A 21,251-nucleotide genomic window follows, 5' to 3' on the forward strand; every position below is an offset into this window, starting at 1 on the left:
CCGGGTCATCCCCCGCACCTCAGGCACGGAGACGGCATGACCGAGTTGAAACGCACGCCCCTTTACGACCTGCACGTCCGGCTGGGCGCCCGCATGGTGCCTTTTGCCGGGTGGGAGATGCCGGTCCAGTACGAGGGCGTCATGGCCGAGCATCAGTCGACGCGCACGGGCGCGGGCCTCTTTGATGTGAGCCATATGGGGCAGGTGATCCTGCGCGGCACAGGCGTGGCCGAGGCGTTCGAGACATTGGTGCCGCAAGATATCGTGGGGCTTGGCGAAGGGCGGCAGCGCTACGGGTTTTTCACCAACGAGGCGGGCGGGATCGAGGATGACCTGATGGTCACGAACCGCGGCGATCACCTCTACGTCGTTGTGAATGCGGCCTGCGTGACCGAGGACGTGGTGCGGATGCGCGCTGCTTTGGAGCCGCAGGGCATCCACGTGAAGCTGATCGAGACCCGCGCGCTGATCGCGCTGCAGGGACCTGGGGCGGAGGCCGCGCTGGCGGCACTGAACCCGGACGTCGCCGCGAAGCGGTTTCTGGACGTTGGCACCTATGCTTTGGACGGTGCCGAGTGCTGGGTGTCGCGGTCGGGATATACCGGTGAGGACGGCTACGAGATCTCGGTGCCGGAGGCGGCGGCGGAGGCTTTGGCGGATGCTTTGCTCGCAGAGGAGGGCGTGGTGCCGGTCGGCCTCGGCGCGCGGGACAGCCTGCGGCTGGAGGCGGGACTTTGCCTCTACGGTCAGGACATCGATGCCGATATCACGCCGGTCGAAGCCGGCTTGTCCTGGGCCATCCAAAAGGTGCGCAGGTCCGGCGGCGCGCGCAGTGGCGGGTTTCCCGGGGCGGATCGCATCCTGGCCGAGCTCGACAGCGGGGCTGCGCGGCACCGCGTCGGCCTCAAGCCCGAAGGGCGCGCGCCCATGCGGACGGGTGTCCTCCTTTTCGATGCCGAAGACGGCAGGACCGAGGTTGGCAGCGTGACATCGGGCACCTTCGGCCCCACGGTCGGAGAGCCGGTCGCAATGGGCCTCGTCGCGGATGGCGCCGCGCGCAAGGGCACGCGGCTCTGGGGCGAGGTACGCGGCAAACGGTTGCCGGTGGTGGTCACGGACCTGCCGTTCGTGCTCGCGGGCTTCAAGAGATAACCAACAGGAGAAAGCGATGAAATTCACAGAAGAACACGAGTGGCTGCGTGAAGAGGACGGCCTGATCGTGGTGGGCATCACCGAACATGCCTCCGAGCAACTGGGCGATGTGGTCTTTGTCGAGCTGCCCGAGGAAGGCACCGAGGTCGCCAAGGACGACGACGTGGTGGTGATCGAGAGCGTCAAGGCCGCCTCCGACATCCTCGCGCCCCTCGATGGCGAGATCGTGGAGGTGAACTCGGTGTTGACGGACGAGCCGGGCAAGGTCAACGACGACCCGCTTGGGGATGCCTGGTTCTTCAAGATGAAAGCGTCGGACCCGAGCCAGATGGACGAGTACATGGACGAGGCGGCCTACAAGAAGTTCGTGGGCTAGCGCCCGGCCGCTGCCGTCCGGGTTTGAGTTTATTTCGGAAGATGAAGCAGGAGCGGGTGCGCCTTTGAGCCCCGCCTTTGCGCCTTTTTGAGAGGCGCGATTTTCAAGGAGAGTGACATGCCGTTCGAACCCACCGACTATCTGCCGTATGATTTTGCCAATCGGCGCCACATCGGCCCGTCGCCGCAGGAGATGGCGGAGATGCTGGCGGTGGTCGGGGCGCCGTCGCTGGATGCCTTGATCGACGAGACGGTGCCGGATGGCATTCGGCAGGAGCAGCCGCTCGACTTTGGCAAGGCGCTGAGCGAGCGGGAGCTGATGCACCGGATGCGGGCGGTGGCCTCGAAGAACAAGGTTCTGACCTCGCTCATCGGGCAGGGCTATCACGGTACGGTCACGCCGCCGGTGATCCAGCGCAACATTCTCGAGAACCCGGCCTGGTACACGGCGTATACGCCCTATCAGCCGGAGATTTCGCAGGGGCGGCTGGAAGCGCTCTTGAACTTTCAGACGATGGTGTCCGACCTGACGGGGCTGGAGGTGGCCAATGCGTCCCTCCTCGATGAAGCGACGGCCTGCGCCGAGGCGATGACCATGGCGATGCGCGTGGCGAAGTCGAAGGCCAAGGGGTTCTTTGTCGACGAGAACTGCCATCCGCAGAACATCGCGGTGATGCAGACGCGGGCGGCGCCTTTGGGGATCGAGGTGATCGTGGGCGCGCCGGAAGACCTCGACGCTGCAGCGGTCTTCGGCGCGATCTTCCAGTATCCAGGGACTTATGGCCACGTGCGGGACTTCACCGATCAGATCGCGGGGCTGCATGGGGAGAAGGCGATTGGCATCATCGCGGCGGACCCTCTGAGCCTGACGCTGCTCAAGGAGCCGGGCGCGATGGGGGCTGATATCGCAGTGGGCTCGACCCAGCGCTTTGGCGTGCCGATTGGCTATGGTGGCCCGCATGCCGCCTATATGGCCTGCCGCGATGCTTATAAGCGTGCGATGCCGGGGCGGATTGTGGGGATTTCCATCGACAGTCACGGCAACAAGGCCTACCGGCTGGCGCTGCAGACGCGCGAGCAGCATATCCGACGGGAGAAGGCGACGTCGAACGTGTGCACGGCGCAGGCCTTGCTGGCCGTCATGGCGGGGTTTTATGCGGTGTTCCACGGGCCAGAGGGGCTCAAGGCCATCGCGCAGCGCATCCACCGCAAAACGGCAAGGCTGGTCGAAGGGCTGAAGGACGCGGGTTTTGACGTGCGGCCTGCGACCTATTTCGACACGATCACGGTGGACGTGGGGCTTTTGCAGAAGGGCGTGCTGGCCGCGGCGGTGCGCGAGGGGGTGAACCTGCGCGCGGTGGGTAAGACGAAGGTCGGGATCACGCTGGACGAGCGGACGCGGCCGGAGACGATCGAGGCGGTGTGGCGCGCCTTTGGGATCGACCGCGCAGACAAGGACTACACCCCGCATTACCACATGCCGGATAAGCTGATCAGGCAGACGCCGTACCTGACGCATCCGGTTTTTCACATGAACCGCGCCGAGACGGAGATGATGCGGTACATGCGGCGTCTGGCGGACCGCGATCTGGCGCTCGACCGGGCGATGATCCCGCTGGGCTCGTGTACGATGAAGCTCAATTCCGCCGCCGAGATGATGCCGGTGAGCTGGCGGGAGTTCTCTTTGCTGCACCCCTATTGCCCGGAGGATCAGGCGCTGGGCTATGCGGAGATGATCGGGGATCTGAGCGCCAAGCTGTGTGAGATCACCGGGTATGATGCCCTCTCGATGCAGCCGAACTCGGGCGCGCAGGGGGAGTATGCGGGGCTCTTGACCATCGCGGGCTATCACGCGGCTCGGGGCGAGGGGCATCGCAACGTGTGCCTGATCCCGGTGAACGCGCATGGCACGAACCCTGCCTCCGCGCAGATGGTGGGCTGGAAGGTCGTGGCGGTGAAGTGTGATGCCCAGGGCTCCATCGATCTGGAGGATTTCCAGGCCAAGGCGGAGCAGCACAGCGCCAATCTGGCGGGGACGATGATCACCTATCCCTCCACACATGGCGTGTTCGAGGAGACGGTGAAGGAGGTCTGCGCGATCACACACAAGCATGGCGGGCAGGTCTATATCGACGGGGCGAATATGAACGCCATGGTGGGTCTGTCGCGTCCCGGAGATCTGGGCGGCGATGTGAGCCACCTGAACCTGCACAAGACGTTTTGCATCCCGCATGGCGGGGGCGGTCCCGGGATGGGACCGATCGGGGTGAAGGCGCATCTGGCCGAGCATCTGCCGGGTGATCCCTTGAAGGGTGAGGGGGCGGTGTCGGCGGCGGCCTTTGGCTCGCCCTCGCTGCTGCCGATCTCCTGGGCTTATTGCCTGATGATGGGCGGGGCCGGGCTGACGCAGGCGACGCGCGTGGCGATCCTGAACGCCAATTACATCGCGGATCGGCTGAAGGGGGCGTTTGACGTCCTTTATCGCGGGGCCAAGGGCCGGGTGGCGCATGAGTGCATCCTAGACGTGCGCCCCTTTGCGGAGAGCGCCGGGGTCACGGTGGAGGATATCGCGAAGCGTCTGATCGACTCGGGCTTTCACGCGCCGACGATGTCCTGGCCCGTTGCGGGGACGCTGATGGTGGAACCGACGGAGAGTGAGACGAAGGCGGAGCTCGACCGGTTTTGTGATGCGATGCTGTCGATCCGGGCGGAGATCCGGGCCATCGAGGAGGGAGGGGACGCGGAGAACAACGCGCTCAAAAATGCGCCGCACACGATGGAGGATTTGGTGCGCGATTGGGACCGGCCGTATTCTCGGGAGCAGGGGTGTTTCCCACCGGGGGCTTTCCGCGTGGACAAGTACTGGCCGCCGGTGAACCGGGTGGACAACGCCTATGGGGATCGGAATCTGGTGTGCACCTGTCCGCCGATGGAAGAGTTTGCGGAGGCAGCGGAGTAGCGCTCGTCGGCCCTTTCGGGCCGCCTCGCTTGGGGCGCGAGACTTGTGGCCGTGGTGTGTGCTGAGACGTGGGAGCCTCCGGCGGAGGTATTTTCGAACCAGAGAAGGACCTTAGCCGAGATCCTTGAGGATCAAAGTCGCGAGGTGATTGGCCCAGGTGGCGTAGATCGCCGGGCCTGGGTGGTAGCCGTCGGGGGCCATGTGCTCGATGTCCATGGGGAAGTCGAAGGGGACATGGCGTGCGTTTGGGTGCGCGCGGCAGAGCGTTTGGAGACGGGCGTCGAAGGCTTCGGCTTGGCGGCCGAGCAGCCAGCGGAGTGGGTTCGGAAGCAGCGGGAAGTGGCCGAGGGGTGGCAGCGCGCAGGCGTAGATGTGTTGGGCTCCGAGGGCTGTAAGGCGGTTGAGGAGTAACGTTTGGCGCGCGGTCCATTGGCTGACGCTTGTGCCTTTGGTCACGTCGTTCACGCCGAGGGCGGTGACGGCGATGGTGGGCGTTCTTTCGAACGGTGCGTCGAGTTTGGCGAGTGCGTCCTTCGTGCGGTCGCCGCAGCGGGCGCGGAGCTCCCAGCTGAGCGGCATGTGCGGCGCGAGGGCTGAGGTGAGCTGGCCGGAGAGGGCTTCTGATTGGTGTTCGCAGCCGACGCCAGCGGCGGAGCTGTCGCCGACGATCAGGAGGTGGTGCGCGGCTTCTGGCTGCGTGCCGGCGCGGGGGCCGGGCGGTTCTTGTAGCGTGCGTGCGGTGCGGCGGACGTGGAGCCCTTGCGCGATGAGCAGAGGTGCGAGCGCGGCGCGCAGGGGCCAGTCGATAAGCGGCGTGGCGCGCGCCATCAATCCAGAAGGAACGACAGGCGGCCGGCGATGTCGTGCCAGACTTCTTCGGAGCGAGCGCAGAGGAGGTACCCGTCGCACACGTCCGAGCGATAGGCGGCGCCTTCCAGCATGCGCACGACGCCTCCCGCGCGCGCCACGATGAGCGCGCCTGCCGCGTGGTCCCAAGGCGTGAGCCGCGCGGAGAGCATGAAGTCGACGTGGCCGAGCGCCATCTGGCGAAACTCGTGGCACGAGCAGCGCAGGTTGAGGACGCGGTTCACGCTTGGGTAGACGGCGGCCATCGCGGGGCGTTTGTCTTCGGGCAAGAGGTTCAGCGGCAGGAAGCCGGTCAGGCCGGGTGAGGGCGCCGGATCGAGCCTGAGCGTGTCGCGGGTTCGGTCCTTGCGGATGTAGACCGCAGGGCCGTCCTCGAGCGCGCAGATCGCGTCGTCAAAAAGCGGATCGTAGAGTGCGCCGAGCACAGGCTCCGCCAGGCGGTTGGCCGACAGGATCACGCCGAAGGTCGCGAGGCCGCGGGCAAAGTTCCAGGTGCCGTCAACCGGGTCGACGACGAAGGCGAGTTTGGCGTCGGTAAGCTGGTTGCGCAGAGATGGGCGGGCAGCGATCGCCTCCTCCCCGATCACCAGCGCATCAGGATGCCGGTCCCGGAGCGCGGCGGTGATGGCCTTCTCCGCGCGGATGTCGGCCTCGGTCACGAGGTCGTCATGGGCCGATTTGGCGGAGATGTCGGACGGGGCGAGCTGGCGGAAGCGGGGCAGGATCTCGTCCCGTGACGCCTGTCGCAGGATGGCGAGGAGGTCATCGAGGTCTGTGTCGGTAAAGGTCATGGGGGGCTTGTGCCTCAACGGGCGCGCTTTGGCTACTCGCGCGCGCGCAGCACCTGGGCGGGGCGGGCCTCGAGCGGGGCGCGGGCAAAGAGCAGGCCGGTAAGCGTGGTCGCTACGATGCCGCCGCCGAGGACGAGGATGGCGGAGGGCCAGATGACGGTGAAGTCCGTCTCCATCACAAACGTGCTGACCGCCCAGCCGCCGAGAAGGCCCGCCGCCAGCGCGACGACGCCTGCGCCGAGGCCGAGCAGCACCGAGCGGAGGGCGAAGCTGGCGAGGATGCGCGCGCGCGGGGCGCCGAGGGTGCGCAGGACGGCAGCCTCATAGATGCGCCCGGGCAGCCCCGCCGCCGCAGCGCCGATGAGGACGAGCATGCCGGTGACCAGCGTGACCGCAGCGCCCCAGGACGTCGCCGACGCGATGCCGGCCAGCAGTCCCGACACCCGGTCGATGGCGTCGCGTACGCGGATGGCGGTGATGTTGGGAAAGGCCTGGCTGAGGTCGCGCAGGATGGCGGCCTCGGCGGCCTCTTCGGCGTAGACGGTCGAGATGAACGAATGCGGCGCGCCGCGCAGGGCGGCCTCGTTCATCGACAGGATGAACCCGATCCCGGCGGTGGAGAAATCGACCTCGCGGAACGAGGTGACCTCCCCGGTGATCTCTCGCCCGAGGATGTTGAGCGTGAGCGTGTCTCCGAGCGCGAGGCCCATTTCCTCGGCCTCTTCGGCGGCAAAGCTGATCTGGGGCGGGCCGGTGTAGTCCGTCGCCCACCAAGCGCCCTCGGTGATCGTCGTGCCGTCCGGCATGGAGGCGGCGTAGGTCACGCCCCGGTCCCCGTCGAGCACCCAGTGATCGCCAGCCACCTCGCGCGCGGGCGCTCCGTTGATCTCGGTGATGATGCCGCGCAGCATGGGCGCGCTTTCGACGCGGGCGACTTGGGTGTCGCCTTCGAGACGTTCTAAGAACCCCGGCATCTGGTCACGCTGGATGTCGACGAAAAAGTAGCTGGGTGCCACGTCGGGCAGCTCTCCGGTGATGGCGCCGCGCAGGTTGCCGTCGATCTGGCCGACGGCGGCCAGCACCGACAGGCCAAGCCCGAGCGACAGCACCACCGAAGACGTGGCGTTGCGCGGACCTCCGATGGAGGCAAGCGCCCAGCGGAGGGCGGGGCGTCCGCGCACGCGTGTGGCGGCGCTGCGCGACAGGCGCCGAAGGCCGAGCGCGGCGAGGGTGAGCAACAGGAGCGCGCCGAGGATGCCTCCGAAGGTCCAGAGCGTCAGCTCGGCCGCCTCGCTGAACCAGATCGCGGTCCAGACGAGCAGCGCGAGCGCTGCGCCGACGACGATCAGATAGCGCACGCGGGGCAGGACCTTTGCGCGTCCAAGTGCGTCGCGAAAGAGGGTCGCGGCCTTGACCTCTTCGGCGCGGGCCAGCGGCCAGAGGGTAAAGATCGCCGCCGAAAGCGCGCCATAGATCGCCGCCTCCCAGAGCGCGGCTGGATAGATGGTAAAGACCGCTGGCACCGGCAGGCGCGCGCTGAGGATCGGGGCGACCAGCACGGGCAAGAGCGCCCCGAGCGCCAGACCGATCACGATGCCGATAGCCGACAGGACGCCGATCTGGATGCCGTAGGTCCAGAACAGCGTTGCCCGGTCCGCCCCCAACGTGCGCAGCGTCGCGATGACCGAGGTTTTGGTGGCGAGATACGCGGACACGGCGGCAGAGACGCCGACGCCGCCCACCGCGAGCCCCGAGAGCCCGACCAGCACGAGGAAGGCGCCCAGCCGGTCCACGAACTGCGCCACGCCAGGGGCGCCGTTGCGTGCGTCGGTCCAACGTCCGCCGGTGCCGTCAAAGCGCTCCTCTGCGTCCGCCGCAATGGCGTCGAGGTCGGTGCCGGGCGGCAGCATCATGCGGTAGTGCGTATCAAAGAGCGTGCCGGGCGCGATCAGGCCCGAATTGTCCAGCGCTTCGGTGCGCACAATGGACCGGGGTCCGAGGGCAAAGCCGCCGCCTGCCGCATCCGGCTCCACGTCGAGAATGGCCGTCAGGGTGAAATCCTGCGTGCCGAACCGCACGCGGTCTCCCGTGCTGATGTCCAGCCGGTCCACCAGATTGCGCGCCATGACGACGCCGGGCAGGCCATCCGCCCCATCCAGCGCCTCGGACAAGGGGATTGCCGGGTCCAGCACCACCTCGCCCACAAGCGGGTAGAGGTCATCCACACCCTTGAGCTGCGTCAGCGCGCGCTCGTCGCCAGCCTCCTTCGGCACCACGGCCATGGACCGGAAATCGACCACCTCGGAAACTTCTGTGGCGACACCTTCGAGCCAGGCGCGCTCGTCGTCGTCGGCAAACCGGTAGGTGAACTGCACCTCCGCATCGCCGCCCAAAAGGCGCGCGCCTTCGGCGACCAGCCCGGCCTCGATGGCCGCGCGCACCGACCCGATTGCGGCAATGGCGGCGACACCCATGGCGAGGCACGCGAGGAACACGCGAAAGCCCTTGAGGCCCCCGCGCATCTCGCGCCGGGCAATCCGCGCTGCAACGGCCAAGCTCATGCCGCGGCGGCCTGCGTTTCGAGCCGCCCGTCGCGCATCGTGACCACCCGGTCGCAGAGCCGCGCAAGCGCTGGCGCGTGGGTGACCATCACCAACGTCGCGCCGTGCCGGTCGCGCAGGGAAAAGAGCAGATCGACAATCGCGCTGCCGTTGGTCTCATCGAGGTTGCCCGTCGGCTCATCCGCGAGCAGGATGTCCGGACGCGGCGCTGCTGCCCGCGCAAGCGCTACGCGCTGCTGCTCACCGCCCGACATCTGCGAGGGATAATGCCCCGCGCGCCCTTCGAGGCCGACCGCCACCAGCTCGGCGCGCGCCTTGTCAAAGGCGTCCGCGTCTCCGGCGAGCTCCAGCGGGGTTGCCACGTTCTCCAAGGCCGTCATCGTCGGGATCAGGTGGAAGGATTGGAACACAACCCCCATATGATCCCTGCGAAACCGCGCCAGCGCGTCCTCGTCCATCGTGTCGAGCCGCTGACCCAGCGCGGTGATCGTGCCCCCGGTGGCCTGTTCGAGGCCGCCCATGAGCATAAGGAGCGAAGACTTGCCCGACCCAGAAGGACCCACCATGCCCAGCGTCTCCCCACGCGCGACGGTCAGCGACACGCCGTGCAGGATCTCCACCCGCCCGGCATTGCCATCGAGCGCAAGCTCCACATCGGTGAGGGCAAGGGCGGGGTCGGTCATCGGGCGGCTCGCTGGCTGTACGGATCAGTTCAGATATGGAGCGGGCACACAGCTGAGCAAGGTCGCCGGCGTGGTCTTTGTGGCCACGGGGCTTGGCGTCAGCACGGCAAGCGCCGAGCCGATCACGCTCCTCGCCTTCGGCGACAGCCTGACCGCGGGCTACGGCCTGCCCCGCGAACAGGGCTTTGTCCCGCAGATGGAGGCTTGGCTGCGCGGGCAGGGCGCGGATGTGACGCTGATCAATGCGGGTGTTTCGGGCGACACCACGGCGGGCGGGCTCTCGCGCATCGACTGGTCGCTCACGCCCGAGGTCGACGCGATGATCCTGGCTTTAGGTGGCAACGACCTTCTGCGCGGCATCGATCCGGCCGTGTCCCGCGCCAACCTCGAAGGCATCCTGCAAGCCGCCGAAGGGGTCGAGGTGCTGGTGGTCGGGCTTCAGGCGCCCAGCAACTACGGTCCCGATTACAAGCAGGCGTTCGACGTCATGCACGACGAGCTGGCCGAGACATACGGCGCGCTCCACCAGGACACGTTCTTTCGCGGCCTACCGAGCGACGAGGCGGGCTTTTTGTCCTTCATGCAGCGCGACGGCATCCACCCCAACGCCGACGGCGTGGCGCGGATCGTTGCGGCCATGGGACCCCGTGTTCTGGACCTTCTGGCCGAGGTCGAGTGAGTGCCGGGCCGGCTCTTTCTCGACACGGGCCTGACCGGGTTCGACCCGGCCGTGCCGGACGCGATGCAAGAGCCGCCGCGCCTCAACATGGCGCCGGGTGAAGAGCTGACCTGCCTCACGCCCGAAGGCTGGCGCCGGATGCGCTGGGGGCTGATCCCTCAGGGCCGCAAGAACGCGCGCGGGCGCCCGGTGATGGAGACGCTGATCAACGCGCGCTCCGAGACCGTCTTCGACAAATCCGCCTTCCAGGGTCTCAAACGCTGCGTGGTGCCGGCGACGGGCTGGTACGAATGGACCGGTGCCACCCGCCGCAAACAGGCATGGTCCCTGCGTCAAAAGGACGGCGCGCTTTGCGTCTTTGCCGCCGTCTACGACATCTGGAAAGCGCCCGGCGGCCTCGAAGTCCCGCAAGTCGCCACAGTCACCTGCGCGCCCAACGCCGACGTCGCCCCGATCCACCACCGCATGGGCGTGATCCTCGACGCAGAAGGCCAAGAGGCATGGCTATGCGGTGACGAAGATGCGGCCAAGGCTGTCCTGGTGCCTTGGCCAGACGGCCTCCTCAAGATCGAAAAATGCGCTGACCCTAATGCCTTGGCATCATAGAAAGTGCCACAAAGAAGCTATATCGGTTCGATATCTGATCTCAGTCACGGAGTGCGAGACTTCTTGTGAAACTCGAAATCATTCACGTGTTGTGTCAAGTCTATGGAGCCCCAGCACTTTTGCTTAAGGTGCCAGCCGCTGGGCGGGACCGCAGCATGAATGACTTTGAGACCCTTTGCTTGAAGAAGTTCAGCGGCAGGGACGAAATCCTGATCAGAAGAGATCAACACTGCGACGTCAAAAGCGTCTTGCCATGCGAGGCTGACGAGATCAGTAGCAAGCCGGGTGTCGATGCCTTTTTCCTCAGTGCCTCGCATATCCGCACCGCATCCCACACATTTATGAGCTGGCGCATGACAACTCGGACACAAGGGCGGCCCCTTCTTCCTGGTTCGGGGAATGAACTTTGCATTAACGCCAGGAAACACGTCCAACACGCTTGATGCCCAGTTTTTCAGCCTTGTTTCCGTTTCAGCATTGTATGAGCCGTATACATTCATGCCAGAATAAACGGCCATCGCTGTTGGATCGATCAGTTGTCCTGCTTCGCGCGTCAGAACTTTGGGCAGTTTCTTCCAATCAGTTGAAAAACCGGCGCGATGGCGCTGTACCGAAAGCGTATAATTCCAGAAGTCAGCAAAGATATGCACGCGATATTCTGTACGTTCCATCCCGTCCACCACAACTACTCGCGACCGAGCGCCGTGCGTAGCATTCTGTCAACGATTTGCCTACATCTTTTCTTGACGAAGCCATGTTTTGTGGACATATCACCAGTAACAAACCCCCTCGAACGACGCCGGCTACACGGGCAAACGTCAGTTCGGGTAACCATAAAGAGCGCTTCGGCGCTCTTTTTTTTACCGTGCGAACTTCTTGTGCTTCATCCGTTTCGGCTCGAGGGCGTCGGCGCCGAGGCGGCGTTTCTTGTCTTCCTCGTAGTCGGCGAAGTTGCCTTCGAACCACTCCACATGCGCCTCGCCTTCGAAGGCGAGGATGTGGGTGCAGAGGCGGTCGAGGAAGAACCGGTCGTGCGAGATAACCACGGCGCAGCCGGCGAAGTCGCCGATGGCGTCTTCGAGGGCGCGCAGGGTTTCGACGTCGAGATCGTTGGTCGGCTCGTCGAGGAGCAGGACGTTGCCGCCCTCCTTGAGCAGGCGCGCCATGTGGACGCGGTTGCGTTCCCCGCCCGACAGGAGCCCGACCTTTTTCTGCTGGTCGCCGCCTTTGAAGTTGAAGGACGAGCAATAGGCGCGGGAGTTTACTTGCGCGTCGCCAAGCTCGATGATTTCCGCGCCGCCGGAGATCGCCTCCCACACGGTGTCGTCTGCGTTGAGGTCGTCGCGCGATTGGTCGACGTAAGAAAGCTGCACCGTATCGCCGTAGCTGACAGTGCCGCTGTCGGGCTGTTCCTGCCCGGTCAGCATCTTGAAAAGCGTCGATTTGCCCGCGCCGTTGGGACCGATCACGCCGACAATGCCGCCGGGGGGCAGGGAGAAGGAAAGGTCCTCGATCAGCAGCTTGTCACCCATCGCCTTTTTCAGGTTCTCCACCTCGATGACTTTCGAGCCGAGACGTGGCCCGTTCGGGATGACGATCTGGGCACGGGTGATCTTTTCGCGCTCGGACTGGCCAGCCATTTCCTCGTAGGCCTGGATGCGGGCCTTGGACTTGGCCTGCCGGGCTTTCTGGCCCTGCCGCATCCATTCAAGCTCGCGTTCCAGCGTCTTTTGCTTTGCCTTGTCCTCCTTGGCTTCGCGCTCGAGCCGTTTGGCCTTTTGCTCGAGCCACGCCGAGTAATTGCCCTCGTAGGGGATGCCGCGGCCACGGTCGAGCTCGAGGATCCAGCCGGTGATGTCGTCGAGGAAGTAGCGGTCGTGGGTGACGATCAGGATCGTGCCCTTGTAGTCGATCAGGTGCTGTTGCAGCCAGGCGATCGTCTCGGCATCGAGGTGGTTGGTCGGCTCGTCCAGCAGCAGCATGTCGGGCGCTTCGAGCAGAAGCTTGCAGAGCGCCACGCGGCGGCGTTCGCCGCCCGAGAGGGTCGCCACCTCTGCCTCGTCCGGCGGGCAACGCAGGGCCTCCATCGCGACGTCGATCTGGCTGTCGAGATCCCAGAGGTTGCCCGAGTCGATCTCGTCCTGGAGGGCGGCCATCTCGTCGGCGGTCTCGTCAGAGTAGTTCATAGCCAGCTCGTTGAAACGGTCGAGCTTGCCCTTCTTGTCCGCCACGGCGAGCATGACGTTGTCGCGCACGCTGAGCGTCTCGTCGAGCTGCGGCTCCTGCGGGAGGTACCCGACCTTGGCGCCTTCGGCGGCCCACGCCTCCCCGGTGAAGTCGGTATCATAGCCGGCCATGATCTTCATGAGGGTGGACTTGCCCGCGCCGTTGACGCCCACGACGCCGATCTTGACGCCGGGCAGGAAGGACAAGCGGATGTTCTCAAAGCATTTCTTGCCGCCGGGATAGGTCTTGGACACGCCGTCCATGTGGTAAACGTACTGGTAGCTGGCCATGGAACCTCTCCGCGCTGATGGGCTGCGGGGCTATGTAGCGGCGAGGGGGGCGGAGTGCAATTGGTGGCGCGCGGGCGCCTCGCCAAAACGGCGAAAGGCTCCGGGCGTGCCGGAGCCTTCCTTCCTCGGGGCGCTTTAGGGTGTGGTGCGCCCGTCAGATCCCGGGCCAAACGGGGTACGCGTGTAAGGATCACAAGTCTCAGGTCACTGGTCACAAGGCACTAGACATGGGCCCGGGTGCATCGGACGACCAGACGGCGGGGGGTGCCGCCCGGCCGTATCGCCCGGGTCAACTGGGCGTGAACGGGATCGAGGAGTGGTGCAGGACGAACTTGAGATCACCGTCGTCCATGCGCTCGATGCCGAAGGTATACTCGACCTTCACTTCCATCTCTTCGGTGGTCATGAAGTAGTAGTTGCCCATCGCCATGGCCGTGTCGCCGCTGATGACGATGCCTTCGCTCTCCCACCGCACGTTCGTGTAGGGCGCGATGGCAAAGCCGCCGTCCTCGGCGATCTCGCCGCCGACAAAGTACGACAACGCCTCATCGAAGTCGCCGCGGAACTGGTCGTCAGCCGCCAGAGTCGGCTTGAACAGCACCGGACGCTCGCCATAGGCGTAGAAGTTTTCGATGTGATCGGTGGCCGCCGCGCGGTAGTCGCCACCTTCGGTGTGGATGGCGCCGATTTTGACGATGCCCTCACCCCAGGCGGTCTTGAACGCAACGACGTCCGAGACGGTCAGCTCGGCGGTGGTGTCTTCGGTTGCGGCAATCGCCGGCAGGCTGGTGGCGGCAAGAAGGGCTGCGGCGGCAAAGGTCACGGTCTTTTTCATGGTGTCTCCTGGTTAAGCAGACGGGGTCTCCGTCTGTGCAGCCAAGGTGGGGTTGACGGGATCGATAAACCAATGGAAAGAAATCCTGTGATCGATAGCCCTGCGCTATGTCTTCTGTTGGAGGTGCCATGCGTCCTACCCTGCGACAGCTGTCGTACTTTGTGGCCGTCGCCGAGGAGGGCGGCTTTGGCGCGGCAGCGGCGGCGCTCAACGTCAGCCAGCCGAGCCTGTCCAAGCAGCTCGCCACGATGGAGGCCGAGCTGGGCATCGCGCTCTTCGAGCGGACCTCGCGGCGGGTGATGCTGACCCCGACTGGCGCGGCGCTTTTGCCGCGGGCGCACAGGCTCTTGCACGACGCCACCGAGTTCCGGGCGATTGCGCTCGGGGCGATGGGGCTTTTTGGCGACAAGCTGACGATTGGTGTTCTGCCGTCGATTGGAGCCTATTTCATGCCGACCGCCAACCGCCGCCTCCACCGCCAGTACCCGGACCTGCGACTGGTTGTGCGCGAGGGCGCGACGGTCCAGCTCTTGGCGATGCTGAACGAGGGCAGCATCGACGCGGCCATCGGCACCCCCACCAACCTGCCGAACGTCGAGAGCGTTCCGCTTTTTGCCGAGACGCTGTGGATTTGTGCGGCGAGCGACGATCCCCTGTCTGCCGAAGAGGGCCCGGTGACGCTGGACGATCTGGCGCACCGGCCGCTCCTGGCGCTCAACCCCGACTTTACGCTGCACGACATCGTGGGGCGGCTCGCGGCGGAGGCCGGAACGTTTGTCAGCCGCGCCTACGAGGGCTCGAGCCTCGATGCGATCCGTCAGATGGCGGTGATGGGCGCAGGCGTTGCGGTGCTGCCGTCGCTTTACGCGCTGGCCGAGGCGATCCGCGACCCGGAGTTTATCGTGCGGCGGATCGACCACCCGAACGCTCGTCACGACATTCACCTGCATTGGCGGCGCTCGGCGGCCAACCAGAGCGACTTTCGCGAGCTGGCGGGGCACCTCATCGCGGTCAAGCAGGAGATCCGGGCTGCGCGCGATGAGCGCTTTCGCTGAGCAAGGGGGTGCATCCGGCACTCTGGACAATCGCATGGCTGCAGGGCCATTTTGCGCGCATGTTTGGCGGTGGACACACACGGCGGGCCATCGGCCTTTTGGGGGGATCGTTCGATCCCGCGCATGCCGGGCATCTGCACATCTCCAAGGCAGCGCTGCGCATCTTTGGCCTGAGCGAGGTCTGGTGGCTCATGTCACCGGGCAACCCCTTGAAATCGCAGGGACCGGCGGAGTTCGACCGGCGCGTGGCAGCGGCCCACAAGGTGATCAACCACCCGCGCATCCGTGTCAGCACCTTCGAGCGGGACTTTGGCACGCGCCACACCGCCGAGACGCTGGCGCTCTTGACCGGGCGTGCGCCACGTCAGCGCTTTGTCTGGCTGATGGGCGCGGACAACCTGGTGCAGTTCCACCGCTGGCAGGACTGGGAGGACATCCTGCACACCGTTCCCGTGGGTGTCTTTGCGCGTCCGGGTGACCGGCAGGCGGCGCTACACGCGCCGGCGGCGCAGGTCTATCGCCACGCCCGTCTCAGAGGCCGCAAGGCGCGGCTTTTGGCGCAGGCCGAGGCGCCCGCCTGGGCCTTCGTCAACCTGGCGATGCGGAGGGAGAGCTCAACGGCGATCCGCGCCTCGGGCGCCTGGGTGCGCTGAGGGCGGCGGCAACTGGGTCGAGATGATCCCCGCGAGCGCGATCACCGCCATTCCCGCCCACGTAAGCGGCGCGGGCACGTCCTGGAACACGAGGTATCCCAGCGCCGTGGCCGCCAGCAGCTGGACGTAGACAAAGGGCGCCACCTGCGCCGCCGACGCCTGCCGGTAGGCGAGGATCAGCGTCAGGTTGCCTCCCATCGAGCAGAGCCCGGATACCAGCAGCAACGCGATGATCTTCGGTGACATCTCCGGCCAGAACCAGAGCCCGAGCGGCGTCAGCAGCACCATCGCGGCCAGCATCTGGCTGGCCAGCAGCGTCTTGGGCGTGAACGCACCGGCCAACCAGCGCGAGGCGGTCAGGAACCCGCCGTAAAAGAGCCCCGCGAGCACGGCAAAGGCGAGGAATGGCTCGGCATTGCCCGTCGGGCGCACGACCATGAGCACGCCCGCAAACCCGGCCAGCACGAGGAGCCAGCGCAGCGCGGAGACCCGCTCCTTGAGCAGCAGTGCCGAAAGCACGACGCTCACGATGGGACCGACAAAGAGCCCGGCGAAGGCATCCGCGAGCGGGGCGCGTGAGAGCGCGGTCAGGATCGAAAAGATACCCGCCCCGATGAGCGCGCCGCGAAACCACAGGCGCGGATCGCGCAGGCAGGCAAACTCCGCGCGCGGCAGGAACGGCAGCACCGCAAGCGCGCCCACCACAAAGCGCGCCCAGGCCACAAACGGCGCGGCCACGCCCTCGGCCTGCAAGAGCTTGCCCGCCGTGTCGCCCGCCGGGATCAGCGACATGCCAAAGCACAAAAGGAGTGCCAGTCTCCACATGGCGCAGTCCCTAAATGCTTTGCCGGCCGAGCGAAACGGGAGAACAAGCCGCCGCGCCGCATGTCATAGATTAAACCGCCAGCTGGACTCACCGATGCCACTGCCGCGCCCGGGCCACGGAGCACCCAATTGTGAGCGTCCCGCCACTCCAGAGCCGTTGTGCCGCGCGCAGCGATGTGGCTAACCTCGCGCCATGAGCAGTTTGTATTCCCGCAGGCACGTACTGGCTGCCTTGGCCTCAGTTGCCGCGACCGCGGCCTGCGCCAATGCACCCGACCGGTCCCTGAAACCGCAGCTCCGTCCCGGGCCCCGCGCCTCGGACGGGACACGTCCCGTGGAGCGGCCGCGCATGGCCAGCGGCGCAGAGCTGGTCGCGCAATCGGGTGTGAGCGGCGTCGTCGGCTTTCAGGTGCTCGACGCCCGCACGGGCCAGGTCCGCGAAGAGCTGAATGCCGGCACGTCGCTGCCGCCTGCCTCGGTGATGAAGACTTTGACGGCGCTCTATGCGATTGACGTGCTGGGAGCCTCCCACCGGTTCGAGACGCGGCTCCTGGCGACGGGCCCCGTCGCGGGCGGGGTCGTGCAGGGGGATTTGATCCTTGCGGGTGGGGGCGATCCGACGCTCGACACCGACGCGCTGGCGGCGCTGGCCGGGCAGCTGCGTGCGGCGGGAGTGACGGGCGTCTCCGGCGCGTTCCGCGTCTGGGGCGGCGCGCTGCCCCAGTTCGATGACATCGACAAGGGCCAGCCAAATCACGTGGGTTACAATCCGGCGATCTCGGGGCTCAACCTCAACTACAACCGCGTGCATTTCGAGTGGCGCCGCTCGGGCGGGCGCTACACGGTGAGCATGGACGCGCGGTCAGGCTCGCGCCGTCCGGTGGTCACGGTCTCGCGGATGGTCGTCGCTGACCGGCGCCTGCCGGTCTACGAGTACCGCGACGGCGGTGATTTCGACAGCTGGAGCGTGGCAAGCGGTGCGCTCGGCGGTGGCGGCGCCCGGTGGTTGCCAGTGCGCAAGCCCGAGCTTTATGCTGGCGATGTCTTTCGCACGCTGGCCCGCGCCGAAGGCGTTACGCTGCCCGCCGCCCGTATGCAGCGCGGCACGCCCGGGGGGCGGCAGGTGGCGCGCCATCTGTCGGGTCCGCTCGAAGAGATCGCGCGCGACATGCTGCGCTTTTCCACCAACCTCACGGCCGAGGTGCTGGGTCTTGCGGCGACCGCCCGGCGCGGACGCACTGCGGGCTCCCTGCGCGCCTCTGCCACCGAGATGGGGCGCTGGGCGAACGAGCGCTATGGCCTGCGCGGCGCGAGCCTCGTCGATCACTCGGGGCTGGGCGACGCCTCCCGCCTGCCGGCTTCGGCGATGAACACGGTGCTCTACCGGGCGCGCGGCACGGGCATCGCGCCGCTCCTCAAGTCGATCCCGATGCGCGGCCCGGACCGCAAGGTCATCAACGGCCACCCGGTCAAGGTGCATGCCAAGACAGGCACGCTCAACTTCGTCTCGGCGCTCTCGGGTTATGCGACCGCCGCGGATGGCACGCCGCTCGTGTTCACGATCTTCGCCGCCGACATGCCGCGCCGGAACGCCGTTTCGCGCGCGGAACGTGAGCGCCCCGAGGGCGGGCGCACCTACAACACCCGGGCCAAGAAGCTGCAGCAGGTGCTGCTGCAGAGGTGGGGTAGGGTTTACGGGAGCTGAAGGGCCGGCAAAGGGGCAACCTTCAACGTTTCAGACAGCCGCTTAATTCAGAGCAACCGCCTGACAGGCACTGTCAGGCCGCGCCGACCCGCCCCACTGGGGCGGCGCGATGCGCCACCCCTCGGGTCGGCGCGTGAACGCCCGTAGATAAAAAAGTTAGTTCTCAGATTGTGCGCCCTTAAGTGCGCCTGCCCCAATCAGTTCTGGATCACGACCTTGAGGTTCTTCGGCCCGAGGCTCTGCGTCATATGAAAAAGGATCGCGGCATGGTCCGGGTGCAGACGCACGCAGCCCGCCGAGGCCGGGCGTCCCAGCTTGGAGATCTGGTTCGTACCGTGGATCGCGTAGTGCCCGCGAAAGAAGATCGCGTAGGGCATCGGCGCGTTGTCGTAGAGCGACGATTTGTGGTTCTTGGACAGCCACTTGCCGCTCCATGTGCCGCGCGGCGTCCACTTGCCCGACCGCGCCGTCGAGACCGGCCACCGATAGACGATCTGCCCGTGGTGGTAGACGGTCATCGTCTGGCTTGACACGTCGACCTTGGCCACGAGCGGCGCGGCAAGCACGGCGGGCGCTGAAAGGGCAAGGGCAAGGAAAAAGACACAAAACGTCAACACACGGGAAACACGGAAAGAGCCTGTCATGGATATCCCCAAATTTGGCGATTGAAGATATCCACAAGTTGCCCCGGCGGCATGCACCCGGTCAAATGTTAACTGTGCCAACGACTTGCAAAGTCGGGTTTTCCAGACCCTCCACAGGGCTGTACACAGGTCAGGGAGAATTTCCGGCCCTTGGGGCGTGCCTGCCTCGAGGCGCTACAGCGACAGGTGCCGCGCCCGCGCCCCACGCTCAATCGCGGCGGCGTGCAGGCGGTCGAGGTCCAGCTCGTAGCGGATCTCCTCGAGGAGCCGCAGCTCAGCCTCGCCAAGCGTCCCCTTGGCGACTGCAACGTCGCATGCAAGCGCATAGGCCGTCTCGAAAAGGCGCTGCGGCAGGTTCTCGCGCAAAAGGCCGAAGAGCGCGTCGAGGCCGTCCTCCTGCTCGAAAAGATCGAACACGATCTGCGCCGCCTCCCGCATCCGGTCGGTATCGTAGTCGGCAAAGACCGGCAGGATTTCGACCGCGCTTTCGATCTTTTTCAGCTCGACCGTGCGCAGGTTGGAATCGGAGGCGGAGACGGCGATCATCAACGCAACGAGACAGTCCTGCGCGGAGAGCAGTTCGGTGTCGGGGGCTGGCATGGAAGTGTCCTGACGGAAAGGGCCGCGGGCGGCAAAGCTTCTTCAGTTTATTGACGTGCGCGCGCCGGGGCAATAGGTCAGGCGCCTGGGTGGCGGCGCAGGGCCGACCCGCCCGATTTGCACCCACCTTTGGAGGTTTCAGATGTCCGATCTGCGCGAGCTTGCCATGGAGGCCAAGGCCTGGCCATTCGAAGAGGCGCGCCGGGTGCTCAAACGGTATCACAAGGCGCCGCCCGAGAAGGGCTATGTGCTTTTTCAGACAGGTTACGGCCCGTCGGGCCTGCCGCATATCGGGACCTTTGGCGAGGTCGCGCGCACGACGATGGTGCGCCGCGCCTTCGAGGTCCTGTCGGACATCCCTACGCGCCTCATCTGCTTTTCGGACGACATGGACGGCTTTCGCAAGGTGCCGGGCAACGTGCCGATGCAGGCGGAGCTGGCCGAGGACCTGAACCTGCCGCTCACCAAGGTCCGCGATCCCTTTGGCACGCATGCCGGGTTTGCGCAGCACAACAACGCAATGCTGTGCGACTTCCTCGACAGCTTCGGGTTCGAGTACGAGTTCATCTCGGCCACCGAGCACTACGAGGCGGGCAAGTTCGACGAGATGCTGCTGACGGCGCTGGAGCGGTTCAACAAGATTCAGGAGATCATGCTGCCGACGCTGGGTGAGGAGCGGCGCGCGACCTATTCGTGTTTTTTGCCAGTGTCGCCCAAGACGGGCCATGTGCTGCAAGTGCCGACGCTGGAGCGCAATGTGGCCAAGGGCACGATCGTCTACGAGGAGCCGGACGGCGAGCGCGTCGAGCTGCCTGTCACGGGCGGCAACGTCAAGATGCAGTGGAAGGCAGACTGGGCCATGCGCTGGGCGGCGCTGGACGTCGATTACGAGATGTCTGGCAAGGATTTGATCGACTCGGTTACGCAGTCGACCAAGATCTGCCGCGCGCTGGGCAAGACGCCGCCGGAGTCGCTGTCCTACGAGCTCTTCAACGACGATCAGGGGCAGAAGATTTCCAAGTCCAAGGGCAATGGCCTCTCGATGGAAGACTGGCTGGCGTACGCCGCGCCGGAAAGCCTGCAGTATTTCATGTACCAAAAGCCTAAGACGGCCAAACGGCTTTACTTTGATGTGATCCCGAAGGCAGTCGACGAGTACCACCAGCAGCTGCGCGGCTATGCCGATCAGGAGGCCAAGCAGCGTCTGGGCAACCCGGTCTTTCACATCCACGGGCATAATGTGCCCGGGAGCACTTTGGTCGTGCCGTTTGCGATGCTGCTCAACCTCGCGGCGGTGTCGGGGGCGCAGGACACCGAGACGCTCTGGGGCTTTATCAAGCGTTATGCGCCGGAGGCGTCGGCGGAGACGCATCCCGACCTTGATGCCGCCGCGCGCTTTGCGGTGCGGTATTTCAACGACCATGTGAAGCCCACACGCCAGCCGCGCCGGCCGGACGAGCAGGAGCGGGAGGCGCTGACGGCCTTGCGCGAGGCGCTGGCCGCCTACGATGGTCCGGTCGAGGACGAGGCGCTGCAATCGGTGGTCTATGCCGTGGGGCGCGACCGGTTCGACCCGCTGCGCGGCTGGTTCACAGCGCTTTACGAAGTGCTGCTGGGTGCCTCGCAGGGGCCGCGTTTCGGCGGCTTCATCGCGCTTTACGGCGTGCCGGAGACGGTGGCGCTCATCGACAAGGCCCTGGCCGGAGAGCTGGCGGGGTAAGGTGGGCCTCGGCCCACCTTACGTG

The 21,251-nt window shown here is 66.0% G+C and carries 19 protein-coding genes; 9 read left to right on the top strand and 10 right to left on the bottom strand.

All coding sequences use genetic code 11. From position 1 onward, the window contains the following. Positions 1-36 precede the first annotated feature (36 nt). The 3 genes from gcvT to gcvP all read left to right on the top strand — a co-directional run bounded on the left by gcvT (position 37) and on the right by gcvP (position 4,486). On the top strand, positions 37-1,152 hold the full coding sequence (gcvT, locus tag ACU0B3_RS13760) for a glycine cleavage system aminomethyltransferase GcvT (protein WP_446261428.1): 1,116 nt from the start codon (positions 37-39) through the stop codon (positions 1,150-1,152). Positions 1,153-1,168: 16 nt separating this feature from the next. Beyond that, on the top strand, positions 1,169-1,528 hold the full coding sequence (gene gcvH / locus ACU0B3_RS13765) for a glycine cleavage system protein GcvH (RefSeq protein ID WP_446261429.1): 360 nt from the start codon (positions 1,169-1,171) through the stop codon (positions 1,526-1,528). Between the two features lie 117 nt (positions 1,529-1,645). Beyond that, positions 1,646-4,486, top strand: a complete 2,841-nt coding sequence (gene gcvP / locus ACU0B3_RS13770) for an aminomethyl-transferring glycine dehydrogenase (protein WP_446261430.1) — start codon at positions 1,646-1,648, stop codon at positions 4,484-4,486. 111 nt (positions 4,487-4,597) lie between these two features. Here gcvP and ACU0B3_RS13775 read toward each other — a convergent pair whose 3' ends face one another. From ACU0B3_RS13775 to ACU0B3_RS13790, 4 genes are read right to left on the bottom strand one after another with little or no spacing between them, the layout of a single operon-like run. Beyond that, entirely contained in the window at positions 4,598-5,314 is a 717-nt protein-coding gene (locus ACU0B3_RS13775; RefSeq protein WP_446261431.1) for an SGNH/GDSL hydrolase family protein, read from the bottom strand. Further along, positions 5,314-6,144, bottom strand: coding sequence for an inositol monophosphatase family protein (locus tag ACU0B3_RS13780; protein ID WP_446261432.1), 831 nt, complete (start codon positions 6,142-6,144; stop codon positions 5,314-5,316). Before ACU0B3_RS13780 ends, ACU0B3_RS13775 begins: the two co-directional genes overlap by 1 nt. 32 nt (positions 6,145-6,176) lie before the next feature. Then, complete coding sequence (locus tag ACU0B3_RS13785) at positions 6,177-8,705, bottom strand: ABC transporter permease (RefSeq protein ID WP_446261433.1); 2,529 nt, start codon at positions 8,703-8,705, stop codon at positions 6,177-6,179. Continuing rightward, positions 8,702-9,388, bottom strand: a complete 687-nt coding sequence (locus tag ACU0B3_RS13790) for an ABC transporter ATP-binding protein (RefSeq protein WP_446261434.1) — start codon at positions 9,386-9,388, stop codon at positions 8,702-8,704. Before ACU0B3_RS13790 ends, ACU0B3_RS13785 begins: the two co-directional genes overlap by 4 nt. 70 nt (positions 9,389-9,458) lie before the next feature. Here ACU0B3_RS13790 and ACU0B3_RS13795 point away from each other — a divergent pair, with 70 nt between their 5' ends. After that, entirely contained in the window at positions 9,459-10,067 is a 609-nt protein-coding gene (locus tag ACU0B3_RS13795; RefSeq protein WP_446261435.1) for an arylesterase, read from the top strand. Continuing rightward, positions 10,068-10,673, top strand: a complete 606-nt coding sequence (locus tag ACU0B3_RS13800; protein ID WP_446261436.1) for an SOS response-associated peptidase — start codon at positions 10,068-10,070, stop codon at positions 10,671-10,673. 44 nt (positions 10,674-10,717) lie between these two features. On the opposite strand, the gene ACU0B3_RS13805 is transcribed toward ACU0B3_RS13800, so the two are convergent. The 3 genes from ACU0B3_RS13805 to ACU0B3_RS13815 all read right to left on the bottom strand — a co-directional run bounded on the left by ACU0B3_RS13805 (position 10,718) and on the right by ACU0B3_RS13815 (position 14,024). Further along, positions 10,718-11,344, bottom strand: coding sequence for an NYN domain-containing protein (locus ACU0B3_RS13805; protein WP_446261437.1), 627 nt, complete (start codon positions 11,342-11,344; stop codon positions 10,718-10,720). Positions 11,345-11,533: 189 nt separating this feature from the next. Next, positions 11,534-13,189: an energy-dependent translational throttle protein EttA gene (gene ettA / locus ACU0B3_RS13810; protein WP_446261438.1), complete on the bottom strand. Its 1,656-nt coding sequence runs from the start codon at positions 13,187-13,189 to the stop codon at positions 11,534-11,536. A gap of 289 nt (positions 13,190-13,478) precedes the next feature. After that, positions 13,479-14,024, bottom strand: coding sequence for a phosphoribosyl-AMP cyclohydrolase (locus ACU0B3_RS13815; RefSeq protein WP_446261439.1), 546 nt, complete (start codon positions 14,022-14,024; stop codon positions 13,479-13,481). A 128-nt stretch (positions 14,025-14,152) separates the two neighbouring features. On the opposite strand from ACU0B3_RS13815, the gene ACU0B3_RS13820 reads away from it, so the two are divergent. Next, positions 14,153-15,079: a LysR substrate-binding domain-containing protein gene (locus tag ACU0B3_RS13820; protein ID WP_446261440.1), complete on the top strand. Its 927-nt coding sequence runs from the start codon at positions 14,153-14,155 to the stop codon at positions 15,077-15,079. 59 nt (positions 15,080-15,138) lie between these two features. Then, complete coding sequence (locus ACU0B3_RS13825; protein ID WP_446261441.1) at positions 15,139-15,732, top strand: nicotinate-nucleotide adenylyltransferase; 594 nt, start codon at positions 15,139-15,141, stop codon at positions 15,730-15,732. Here the strand turns inward: ACU0B3_RS13825 and ACU0B3_RS13830 are convergent. Next, a complete protein-coding gene (locus ACU0B3_RS13830; RefSeq protein ID WP_446261442.1) occupies positions 15,694-16,557 on the bottom strand; it encodes a DMT family transporter in 864 nt (287 codons plus the stop codon). The genes ACU0B3_RS13825 and ACU0B3_RS13830 overlap by 39 nt on opposite strands. 349 nt (positions 16,558-16,906) lie before the next feature. Here ACU0B3_RS13830 and dacB point away from each other — a divergent pair, with 349 nt between their 5' ends. Next, positions 16,907-18,262: a D-alanyl-D-alanine carboxypeptidase/D-alanyl-D-alanine endopeptidase gene (gene dacB, locus ACU0B3_RS13835; protein ID WP_446261443.1), complete on the top strand. Its 1,356-nt coding sequence runs from the start codon at positions 16,907-16,909 to the stop codon at positions 18,260-18,262. Between the two features lie 197 nt (positions 18,263-18,459). On the opposite strand, the gene ACU0B3_RS13840 is transcribed toward dacB, so the two are convergent. Further along, positions 18,460-18,828 carry a L,D-transpeptidase gene (locus ACU0B3_RS13840; protein WP_446261444.1) on the bottom strand — a complete coding sequence of 123 codons (369 nt, stop codon included), beginning with the start codon at positions 18,826-18,828 and terminating at the stop codon, positions 18,460-18,462. 252 nt (positions 18,829-19,080) lie between these two features. Then, on the bottom strand, positions 19,081-19,506 hold the full coding sequence (locus tag ACU0B3_RS13845) for a tellurite resistance TerB family protein (RefSeq protein ID WP_446261445.1): 426 nt from the start codon (positions 19,504-19,506) through the stop codon (positions 19,081-19,083). 142 nt (positions 19,507-19,648) lie between these two features. Here ACU0B3_RS13845 and ACU0B3_RS13850 point away from each other — a divergent pair, with 142 nt between their 5' ends. After that, complete coding sequence (locus ACU0B3_RS13850; protein ID WP_446261446.1) at positions 19,649-21,226, top strand: lysine--tRNA ligase; 1,578 nt, start codon at positions 19,649-19,651, stop codon at positions 21,224-21,226. The last annotated feature ends 25 nt before the right edge of the window (positions 21,227-21,251 follow it).

It is taken from the genome of Pseudaestuariivita sp., assembly GCF_052825805.1.